This is a genomic window from Alteromonas sp. 5E99-2, from assembly GCF_017368475.1.
In the GTDB taxonomy this organism is placed as follows: domain Bacteria; phylum Pseudomonadota; class Gammaproteobacteria; order Enterobacterales; family Alteromonadaceae; genus Alteromonas_F.
The window spans coordinates 95,792-105,853 of the sequence record NZ_JAFNJE010000014.1 but is presented as its reverse complement, the minus strand read 5'-3'; the positions used below and the strand labels follow the sequence as shown (position 1 = coordinate 105,853).

The window sequence follows — 10,062 nt, the reverse complement described above, 5'->3', positions numbered from 1 at the left end:
CTTACTTGCTTGACTGATCCCTAAACCCAACTCGTTGAGTCATTTACCTGTCGAAGCGGAGGCGCATTCTACAGAATATATGGGAGGCGTCAACCCTATTTATAAAAGAATTTAAGACTATTATACTTATTGTTTAAAATATGAATTAACGATAGGTATTATGGAAAACTTCAATGGCTTTATTCCGCTTATTAAAGAGCGGGTCTATGTTCATACGTCCGCAGTATTAGTTGGCGACATACATATAGATGAAGACGCGAGTATTTGGCCACTGGTGGCAGCTCGCGGTGATGTTAACCATATTCGCATTGGTAAAAGAACTAATATACAAGACGCTACTGTTTTACACGTTAGCCGTGCTTACCCTGACAACCCCGATGGTTTCCCATTGATTATTGGCAACGATGTTACTGTTGGTCATAAATGCATGTTACACGGATGTATTCTTAAAAATCGTATTCTGGTAGGCATGGGTGCCATAGTCATGGATGGTGTTGTTGTAGAAGACGATGTATTTATTGGCGCCGGAACATTGGTCCCGCCTAATAAGGTCCTTAAGAGTGGTTATTTATATGTAGGCAACCCTATGGTACAAAAACGGAAGCTCACAGAAAAAGAACTGACGTTTTTAAAAACGTCAGCCCAAAACTATGTGACACTTAAGCAAGCATACCTTGACGAAGCGTCTTAATTAACGATTCGGTATCAGGCTCAAACCCCGTCCAAATAGTAAATGAGACTGCCGCCTGACCAATTAGCATACCTAATCCATCAGCGCACATACGGCTACCTTGTTGTTGGGCAGACACTAAAAAAGGTGTTTGCTCTGCCTTATAACTCATATCGTAAGTTAGTGTCGTTCCGTTAAACTTCAACCCACCTAAATCTAGTGCATTTCCGGATAAACTCGCTGATGTACTATTAATAACTATGTCGAAGCTATCGTTTAATTCTGACAAAGTACTTGCAAAGATACGGTTGCTATCAGCCATACTCACTAAATCGTTTGCTTTTGCTATGGTTCTATTTGCTATGGTCAAGCTCTCCACTCCCTGATCTAATAGAGTTCGCATTACCCCTCTGGCCGCCCCACCTGCGCCCAAAAGCAATATTCTGCTACCAGAAATAGAGCCGATTAGCCTCGTCACGTCATTTACCAAACCTGGGCCATCGGTATTGTGAGCTTCTATATGACCATTAATACTGTGAAGCGTATTTGCCGCTTTTGCGTCTTTTGCAGTACCAAAAGCTTGATCTGCAAATTGATAAGCTTGCTCTTTGAACGGAGCCGTCACATTACAACCAACGGCGTTTTCTTGTTCGAAAAAGCTTGCTAAGTCAGTTTTAAAAATTTCAGGCTGGGAAAGTTGCTTTTCGTAGCTAATTTTTATATTGGCCTGAAGAGCAAAATCATTGTGAATAACAGGAGATAGGGATTGTTTGATTGGATTACCGTATACAACGAACTTTTTCATACTGTGGCGTAGCCGCTAAAAAATACTTAATAGCAAATAATAATCGAAGCGAGGCGGAAAGCGCCAGCTTAAAAGTCACCTAATTAAACCAGCGCTATATTTATTGCGGTTTTTGTTATATCAATTAAAAGGTATAACCAATCAAAATACTGTAGACAAATGGATCTATTTCAATATCGGCCACTCGGCCCGACGTACCATTAAGGTTGAAAGATGCTTCTGTATCTATATCGATCCAACGCACTGAACCATTAATGTGCCATTTATCATTAATCGGAACATCAAATCCTAATTGCGCACTAACACCAAAAGAATTATCGAGGGATAAATCATTCAAACCCGCAGCTTTGTTCGCATCAGTAAAGCTATCATCAAAGAACAAAGTATAATTTAACCCTATCCCCACATACGGTTGTACTGGAGAATCGGCTCCTAAAAAGTAATAATTAACCAATAATGAAGGCGGTAGCTGTGTAACCTCGCCAAGCTGATTTCCCGTACCTAAAGGATCTGTAACAGAAAAATTCACATCATGGGTAAAAGGCGTTGCCGCTAACAACTCAACATTAATTTTGTCGGTTAAAAAATACGCCAAATTAATACCTAATTGAGTATTGTTGTCTACCGTCAAACCAACGCCTAAATCTTGACCTCCTAAAAGGATATTCGAACTACTTTCATCTGGAACCACTGATGTTAGCCCAGCCCTTACAACCCAATCACCTTTTTCATAAGCAATAGTTTGAGTGCCAAACATCAAGCTAACAACAAGTAGCGATAACTTAAACTTTTTCATGCGTCACCTTCATTATCTGTGTATTCAATATAAATATAGAACATAAATACACACATTCATTTGATATACCGCAAAAATTTAACTTATTTCAACAAAAATTAACTCTTCGCTAACCAATCTGTAGGTACCAACCAACTCGATAAACTCGCTTCTGGTGAGTTTGGTTCAGGTTCATAGCAATATTCCCACCTGACTAACGGCGGCATAGACATTAAAATAGACTCAGTACGCCCACCAGATTGAAGCCCGAACAACGTACCTCGATCAAATACAAGGTTAAACTCTACATAGCGCCCTCTGCGATACAGTTGAAATTGTCGCTCTCTATCACCAAAAGTTCTATCTTTATTTCCTTTTACGATAGGCAGATACGCGGGTATATAACCGTTTCCTACATCTTGCATAAACGAAAAGCATTTTTCGAAGCCCCATTCGTTTAAGTCATCAAAAAATAAACCTCCTATTCCACGCGTTTCATTTCTATGCTTTAAGAAAAAATATTCATCGCACCAAGTTTTGTAGTTTTGATAGACATCATCTCCATAAGGTTCACACAAAGCGGATGCGGTCATATGCCAGTGCTTTACATCTTCGGAATTCGGATAAAAAGGTGTTAGATCAAATCCGCCTCCAAACCACCAAATTGGATCTTCACCTTCCTTTTCTGCAATAAAAAATCGCACATTTGCATGAGACGTTGGAACATAGGGGTTATTAGGGTGAATAACTAAAGACACTCCCATGGCCTGAAATTTACGTCCTGCCAATTCTGGTCGCGCAGCCGTTGCAGAAGGAGGTAGTTTATCGCCAAAAACATGTGAGAAATTAACACCTGCTTGTTCGTACACCTCACCACCAGAAAGAACCCTAGAGCGGCCACCGCCTCCTTCTTCTCTATCCCATTCATCTTGATGAAACTGTTTCGAGCTTTCGACTGAACTTAATGAAGCACAAATGTCGTCCTGTAAAGATAATAGGAAAGCCTTAACTCGTTGAATCTGTTTACTACCAATGTTATCTGTCATTTTCATCCTCTTACTGTATTACCACTTACTGCATCTTTTATCGTACTTGGCGAATGTCTACCTTCAACATCACCATCAACATAAACCACCTGCTCACCAAATTGGCTTTCTACATCTTGCTTTGAAATACAACTAGGCTCACCAGATAAGTTAGCGCTAGTAGAAACTATAGGTTTTCCCAACCTTTCACATAAAGCAATAAGGGGAGGATAAGATGTCACTCTCACTGCAATTTTTGCATGTTGTCCGGTTATCCATTTAGGTGCTTTTGATGCCTTTGGCATCAGCCACGTAATTGGTCCCGGCCAACTTGAAAAAATATCGGGCCTACGTCCAGGTGGAATAGCGGAGTCCTCAACATAAGGAAGAAGCTGAGAATAGTTTGCGGCAACCAAAATAAGTCCTTTATCCACATTTCTTTTTTTCAAAGAAAGTAACTTACTAACAGCTAGTTCATTGTCAGGGTCGCATCCCATTCCCATCACAGCCTCGGTGGGATAAACAATGATTTCGCCCTCATCAAATGCCACCTTTAATGTGTCGTGTTGAATCTCATTTGATTGATTCATCCTCAATGTACCTACATGTTTTTTGTGGACAATGATATTGCCCGGATTTTTTTATTAATATGAGCCAGTCGCATTTAGGACAAGCTTTCGGAATTGGTGCGAAATTTACCACATACCGACAATTTGGGTAATCAGTACAGCTAAAAAACCGCTTACCATAGCGATTTGTCTTTTCCATTAATTGCCCTTTTTTACATAAAGGACAGGTAACCTGTGTTTCTGTTTTAGCTTGAGTAGAGGATATGTAATCGCATGACGGATAGGCTGAACAACCTATAAATAAACCAAAGCGCCCTTTTTTAATCTGGAGCACTTCATTACACTGAGGGCATAAAGATTCGTCGATATTTTTAATAACATCGACGCTAGTGTCAGTAAGAGGTTTTATAAATTCGCAGGCTGGGTAATTTCTACAGCCGATAAAAGGCCCATTTTTACCGTTTTTTATTAATAGCTCGCCCTTACACTCTGGGCATACGCCATAACTAGCTTTAGACGTTAAGCCGTCAAAAAGGTCTTTATCAACTTTACTCATAGAACAAAGTGACAACGTAAAGTATTAATGTAATGGACCTTCAGGCTCTTCGAACAATAACTCTTCCATTTGTGCATAGGCATTTTCTTTACCTGGAACATTGAACAGCACCATAAGCACTACCCATTTCAAATCTTCTAGACAAAATTCACTGGCGTCTATTTCCATTACCCGATCAACAACCATTTCTCGTGTGTTGGCATCAAGTACACCTGCTTGCTCCAAAAATAACATGAAACCTTGGGCTTCAACATCCAACCTTAAACTTTCATCATGAGTATAAATGCGATGTACACCACTGGTGATAGGCTTTGACAAATAAGGGGTTGTTGAAGTTTCTTGAAGCGCAGCTAACTTTTCTAACCAATTAAGCGCTTTGAATATTTCATCGTGATGAAATCCAGCACGAATTAACTCATCAGTTAACTCATCTTGATCGACGCGAATTTCCGACTCACTGTGCACTAAGCTTTCAAATAAATACATAAGAATGTCAAACATAGCTATTCACCTCTCAACTTAAGGTACCCCCCTGGAACGGCGGTTACCAAGCCTTGCAACTCGTGCTCTAGTAATGCTGTCAATACGTCACTGGAAGACAGTTTACTGCGTTTTATTATTTCATATAATGGTGTAACGTCGTAATCAACACTATCCAATATCGGATCTATTGCCAAGCCCTTTCTTTTAGAATCTGGTTTTTCTTCAGCAACTGTATAAACATTGAACTCATTCAGTATATCGGCACTTGAAGTTATCAATTTAGCACCTTGCTGAATTAACCAATTTGCCCCTTCACTCAATGGATGGTTAATATTCCCAGGCACTGCAAATACATCTTTACCCATATCAGCAGCTAAATTACAGGTAATGAGTGAACCAGAACGAATTTTTGCTTCAACCAATAAAACGCCCGTACTTAACATAGCGACAATTCTATTTCGACAAGGGAAATGGTGAGGTCTTGGAGGGGTATTAGGCAAAAACTCCGAGACTACTGTGCCATTTCGTTGAATAATTTTATCAAATAACCCTTGATTATATTTTGGGTAACAAATGTCGATTCCGCAACCTAAAACCGCAATTGTTCGGCCGTTACTAGCGTTTAGCGCTCCTAGGTGAGCCTGACTATCTATTCCCCGAGCAAGTCCACTGGTTATAACAATCCCCTGCTCCGCAACGTCTTGAGCAAAAGATTTTGCGGTATATTGCCCATTCTTCGATGCATGTCTAGACCCAACTATAGCCAGTTGTCGATCATGCAAATTACTGTTATTCCCTCTTATAAATAACACTGCGGGAGGATGAGATAATAAACGAAGAGATTGAGGGTAATCACTAGCACTGTAATACGTGCACTGCACATCTGAATTCTTGGATAAAAAGTGGATTGCTAACTCAGCAAGATGAGTAGCTTTACTTCGCTTTTCAACAATTGAAGGATGGATTCCGATTGTTAACCAGTCATCTGAAGGCAAGCGGCATAGTTCATCAATAGTCAGGTTGTGTTGTTCGGAGAGCTGAACCCACTTGTTAGGCTTTATTGAAGATAGCTGACTTAGTACAAGCCAGCTCATAATTGAATTGTAATTTTCCACGCTGTGTACTCCTTACACAGCTCATACTAAACTAGTACTTTAGAATCCGTTTCTATGGTTTACCGACCACGAACCCACGCTTAATCGATTTTTTAGAACGCGTAATTATGCCGTAACTCACAGAATCAAATACTGAGAAAACAATTAATTCACCCATTTTAATTGCAGGTTGAGAAACTGTTTCCCCTTCTTCTAAAGATCTCAGGGCTGTGTCTGATTTTTCTACATATTTAGGTTTTTTCTTGCCAACAATATCTGGCCCCTGTGCATAAATGCCTAGCACACTTCCAGGACTAACTTCATCGCTACCCAAATCGACAATTATCACATCGAACTTTCCAAATAAGTAATGATCATCAAATCCACCAATTACATGCCCAGTAGCGTTCTCTGCAGGTTTCAAAACTAAACTTTCTCGATCATATTCAGGCGCATTCCACAACACATCACCTTGAACAACTTCTCTTTTATTATTTTTTACTTGTATCAACCATTCTGAATCCAATTCATCAATTAGTACTTCAGCATCTGCAACATGATTAAGCTGTACGCCCAGCTCATTGCCTTCCATATCCCTAATGCTACCCATATTACGAGTGATATATAACTGTTCTTCAGATCGTTCTGACTGCTTAGTTAATAAAACGTCGTTATTAGCAAAAGTAATACTGCCCTCTCCATTCCCTAATACCTTAGGTAAAACAATATAGTCATCAGCACTAACAACCCAGCTTTGCCCAATATAAGGTTCAAGTAAGGTCCATGGAAGAACATCAATAGCACTATTTTTATCTTTACGTTTGGATTCTGGAGACAGAACAAATTTTTGCTTCTGCTTTTCAAGGGTCAAAAATGGAACGCCATCAGTAAAAGACAAAACTAAAACATCACCGGGAAAGATTAAATGGGGGTTTTCTATCTGGGTATTTTTAATCCACAGTTCAGGCCAGCGCCAAGGTTCATCAAGATAAAAACCCGATATATCCCACAAGGTATCACCTTTTTTAACCACATATCGGCTAGGAGCAGATTCCTTTATATCTGCAGCATAGATTGCAAAGACACTGCTACCCCAAAATAAAGCGGCAACTAAAACTAGAAACTGGAGAGGTTGAGCAAGGTACTTTTTTATCATTCTAAAAATCCACTTTTCTCTATTGTGACGAGTATGGCAGATATAATCCCGCCATTAAACGCTATAATGCGTTAAAATATAAACCTAATTTGTTGAAAATAAAATATTGTTAACAAGATCAATACAAAACAGAGAGAGAACGCTCGCTGATTGTTACAACGGAGCATAGAAATTTATGGCCATTTTAGAAGTTTTAAGTTTTCCTGATGAGCGGTTAAGAACCGTTGCAAAGCCTGTGTCAGAAGTAAATGATGATATTCGCAAACTAGTAGAAGATATGTTTGAAACCATGCGTGACGAAAATGGTATTGGTTTAGCGGCGACGCAAGTTAATCGACATGTGCGTGTAGTAGTTATGGATGTATCGGAAGAACAAAATACGCCAAGAGTATTTATTAACCCTGAAATAACGAAAAAAAACGGCTCAACTATCAGTGAGGAAGGCTGCCTCTCGGTACCAGGCAATTATGCAAAAGTTGAACGTGCGGAAGAAATAACAGTAGTTGCGCGGGATAAAAACGGCGAACAGTTCGAGTTAGAAGCCGATGGTTTATTGGCGATTTGCATTCAGCATGAACTTGATCATTTGCAAGGCAAGCTATTTATCGATTATTTATCGCCATTAAAGCGCCAAAGAATAAAAAAGAAACTTGAAAAAGAAGCTCGCTTAGCAGCTAAACAGTAAGGACCTTAGGTGAGAATAGTATTTGCAGGAACACCGGAGTTCGCAGCTCTACATTTAAAAGCTCTGCTAGATGCAGACTTTGATGTTGCAGCGGTTTACACACAGCCAGATCGTCCAGCTGGACGAGGAAAAAAGCCACAAGCTAGTGATGTAAAAAAGGTAGCATTAGAATACGGTCTTCCAGTGTGCCAACCAGAAAACTTTAAATCAGCATCATCAGTTGAAGAATTATCATCATTTAATGCAGATATAATGATCGTAGTCGCTTACGGTATTATTTTGCCTTTAAGCGTTTTGACGACTCCGACATACGGTTGTTTAAATGTTCACGGTTCTTTGCTTCCTAAATGGCGCGGTGCAGCTCCCATCCAGCGCTCAATTTGGGCCGGAGATGAAAAAGCGGGCGTTACCATAATGCAAATGGACGAAGGCTTGGATACAGGAGACATGCTACTCAAAGCTGAATTAAGCATAACACCTGACGATACCAGTACATCTCTCTATGAAAAGCTTGCTAAACTTGGCCCCACAGCATTAGTTGATACTTTACGGGATTATCATACGTTAACGCCCGTTTCTCAGGATGATGACTTAGCAACTTATGCAAAAAAACTAAGTAAAGACGAAGCCTGTATCGATTGGCAACTCGACGCTGCTCAACTAGAAAGAAATTGTAGAGCCTTTAATCCTTGGCCTGTTCAATGGTTTAAAACTCAAGAAACCGCAATAAAAGTTTGGCAATGCCATGTTGTGGAATCTAACGATAACAGGGCTACACCGGGTCAAATCATCAGTGCTGACAAATCAGGCATTACCGTTGCTACAGGTAATGGAGCCCTATGTATCACTAAAATGCAGCTTCCCGGTAAAAAGCCACTATCCGCAGGAGAAGTGCTCAATGGTAGAGCTCACTGGTTCTCAGTAGGTGGCACTTTATGAACAAGAACCATAGATTTGGACAAAACCTACGAGCTGATTCAGCCTGGATCCTTTATCAAGTTCTAGAAGAAGGCCGTTCAACTCGGGAGCTTTTTATTCCTGTGCTTGAACGTTATTCCTCAGCAAAAGACAAAAACTGGATCAACGAAACCGTGTTGGGCGTGCTGAGAAACTTACCGACACTGCAAATATGGCTACGCCCAAAATTACAAAAGCCATTAAAAGGTTCAAAAAAAATCGTAGAGCATGTACTACTAATTGGCCTTTATCAATTGGGCTTTATGCGTGTATCTGAACATGCCGCAATAAACGAAACAGTCAATGCATGTACCTTATTTAATGCTCATGGCCTCAAAGGCTTAGTTAACGCAATCCTTAGGGATATTCAACGCTCTCCTCCTGCTATTCCAGAAGATCCTCAAATCGCATCAGGCTTACCTAAGTGGATTTACAACACAGTCAAACTTGCCTATCCCAATGACTGTGACAAGGTTATTGAAAATATGAATAGCAAAGCGCCCATATGGTTACGGGTGAATACTCTACAAGTAGAGTTTGATCGCTTTTGTTCACTTTTAACAAACCAAGGAGTGCAGTTTCAGCAACCAGCCCACAGCGAGTATGCACTAATTGTAGAAAACTGTAATGTGACGGAACTGCCTGGCTATGATGAAGGCTTTTTTGCTGTTCAAGACGGTGCTGCGCAGAAAGCTGCTGTTTTACTTAATCCTCAAAATAATGAAAAAATTCTCGATTGCTGCACCGCTCCCGGTGGTAAAGCCTGCCATTTATATAACTTGGCTCCCAAGGCGCACATTACTGCGGTAGATGCAGATGAAAAACGCTTATTACGAGTAAAAGAAAACCAGGAAAGGCTAAAGTGCAGTTTTAATATTGTACATGGTGACGGCGCTAAACCAGAAAGTTGGTGGGATGGAGAGCAATTCGACCGAATTCTTTTAGATGCGCCTTGCTCTGCTACTGGTGTGATCAGGCGACACCCTGATATTCGTTGGTTGCGTAAGCCTACTGATATCGACAAACTAGTGACATTACAAGCTGAGATTCTTTCCGCCATTTGGCCATTGTTAAAGCCCGGCGGCACATTGCTTTATGCAACGTGCTCTATTTTACCCAAAGAAAATTGTGAACAAATAAACAATTTCATAGAAAACACCATTGATGCAGCAAGAAACATGGACGATATACAAATTTTGCCAGGCCAAGAACAAATGGATGGTTTCTATTATGCTCGACTGGTAAAGTCGAACGGTTAGCGTAAGGTCGTACAGAAGAATAAGAATT

Annotated in this window: 12 protein-coding genes; 4 read left to right on the top strand and 8 right to left on the bottom strand. The window is 40.3% G+C overall.

The window, feature by feature from the left end:
• Positions 1-160: 160 nt before the first annotated feature.
• Positions 161-691 (top strand): gamma carbonic anhydrase family protein, encoded by a 531-nt coding sequence (locus tag J3L16_RS14105; protein ID WP_207613638.1) that lies wholly within the window; start codon positions 161-163, stop codon positions 689-691.
• Here the strand turns inward: J3L16_RS14105 and aroE are convergent.
• The 8 genes from aroE to J3L16_RS14065 form a co-directional block, all read right to left on the bottom strand.
• A complete protein-coding gene (gene aroE, locus J3L16_RS14100; RefSeq protein WP_207613637.1) occupies positions 660-1,475 on the bottom strand; it encodes a shikimate dehydrogenase in 816 nt (271 codons plus the stop codon). The genes J3L16_RS14105 and aroE overlap by 32 nt on opposite strands.
• 124 nt (positions 1,476-1,599) lie before the next feature.
• Positions 1,600-2,271, bottom strand: coding sequence for an OmpW family outer membrane protein (locus J3L16_RS14095; protein WP_207613636.1), 672 nt, complete (start codon positions 2,269-2,271; stop codon positions 1,600-1,602).
• A 98-nt stretch (positions 2,272-2,369) separates the two neighbouring features.
• Positions 2,370-3,296, bottom strand: coding sequence for an oxygen-dependent coproporphyrinogen oxidase (gene hemF, locus J3L16_RS14090; RefSeq protein WP_207613635.1), 927 nt, complete (start codon positions 3,294-3,296; stop codon positions 2,370-2,372).
• A 2-nt stretch (positions 3,297-3,298) separates the two neighbouring features.
• Positions 3,299-3,865 carry a Sua5/YciO/YrdC/YwlC family protein gene (locus J3L16_RS14085; protein ID WP_207613634.1) on the bottom strand — a complete coding sequence of 189 codons (567 nt, stop codon included), beginning with the start codon at positions 3,863-3,865 and terminating at the stop codon, positions 3,299-3,301.
• The gene (locus J3L16_RS14080) at positions 3,849-4,400 is read right to left on the bottom strand and encodes a topoisomerase DNA-binding C4 zinc finger domain-containing protein (protein ID WP_207613633.1); all 552 of its coding nucleotides are present in this window, start codon (positions 4,398-4,400) and stop codon (positions 3,849-3,851) included. The genes J3L16_RS14085 and J3L16_RS14080 overlap by 17 nt, the downstream gene beginning before the upstream one ends.
• Before the next feature lie 24 nt (positions 4,401-4,424).
• Entirely contained in the window at positions 4,425-4,901 is a 477-nt protein-coding gene (locus tag J3L16_RS14075) for a DUF494 family protein (protein ID WP_207613632.1), read from the bottom strand.
• A 2-nt stretch (positions 4,902-4,903) separates the two neighbouring features.
• Entirely contained in the window at positions 4,904-5,998 is a 1,095-nt protein-coding gene (gene dprA / locus J3L16_RS14070; protein ID WP_207613631.1) for a DNA-processing protein DprA, read from the bottom strand.
• Between the two features lie 52 nt (positions 5,999-6,050).
• Positions 6,051-7,133 (bottom strand): LysM peptidoglycan-binding domain-containing protein, encoded by a 1,083-nt coding sequence (locus J3L16_RS14065; RefSeq protein ID WP_207613630.1) that lies wholly within the window; start codon positions 7,131-7,133, stop codon positions 6,051-6,053.
• Positions 7,134-7,308: 175 nt separating this feature from the next.
• Between J3L16_RS14065 and def the strand changes: the two genes are divergently transcribed.
• From def to rsmB, 3 genes are read left to right on the top strand one after another with little or no spacing between them, the layout of a single operon-like run.
• A complete protein-coding gene (gene def / locus J3L16_RS14060; RefSeq protein WP_207613629.1) occupies positions 7,309-7,818 on the top strand; it encodes a peptide deformylase in 510 nt (169 codons plus the stop codon).
• Positions 7,819-7,827: 9 nt separating this feature from the next.
• Positions 7,828-8,757, top strand: a complete 930-nt coding sequence (fmt, locus tag J3L16_RS14055; protein ID WP_207613628.1) for a methionyl-tRNA formyltransferase — start codon at positions 7,828-7,830, stop codon at positions 8,755-8,757.
• On the top strand, positions 8,754-10,034 hold the full coding sequence (gene rsmB, locus J3L16_RS14050) for a 16S rRNA (cytosine(967)-C(5))-methyltransferase RsmB (RefSeq protein WP_207613627.1): 1,281 nt from the start codon (positions 8,754-8,756) through the stop codon (positions 10,032-10,034). The genes fmt and rsmB overlap by 4 nt, the downstream gene beginning before the upstream one ends.
• Positions 10,035-10,062: the final 28 nt, after the last annotated feature.

Coding starts and splice junctions, on each gene's coding strand:
- J3L16_RS14065 (WP_207613630.1), bottom strand. CDS start 7,133: ATGATAAAAAAGTACCTTGCTCAACCTCTCCAGTTTCTAGTTTTAGTT.
- J3L16_RS14075 (WP_207613632.1), bottom strand. CDS start 4,901: ATGTTTGACATTCTTATGTATTTATTTGAAAGCTTAGTGCACAGTGAG.
- J3L16_RS14080 (WP_207613633.1), bottom strand. CDS start 4,400: ATGAGTAAAGTTGATAAAGACCTTTTTGACGGCTTAACGTCTAAAGCT.
- rsmB (WP_207613627.1), top strand. CDS start 8,754: ATGAACAAGAACCATAGATTTGGACAAAACCTACGAGCTGATTCAGCC.
- J3L16_RS14105 (WP_207613638.1), top strand. CDS start 161: ATGGAAAACTTCAATGGCTTTATTCCGCTTATTAAAGAGCGGGTCTAT.
- hemF (WP_207613635.1), bottom strand. CDS start 3,296: ATGACAGATAACATTGGTAGTAAACAGATTCAACGAGTTAAGGCTTTC.
- aroE (WP_207613637.1), bottom strand. CDS start 1,475: ATGAAAAAGTTCGTTGTATACGGTAATCCAATCAAACAATCCCTATCT.
- J3L16_RS14085 (WP_207613634.1), bottom strand. CDS start 3,865: ATGAATCAATCAAATGAGATTCAACACGACACATTAAAGGTGGCATTT.
- J3L16_RS14095 (WP_207613636.1), bottom strand. CDS start 2,271: ATGAAAAAGTTTAAGTTATCGCTACTTGTTGTTAGCTTGATGTTTGGC.
- def (WP_207613629.1), top strand. CDS start 7,309: ATGGCCATTTTAGAAGTTTTAAGTTTTCCTGATGAGCGGTTAAGAACC.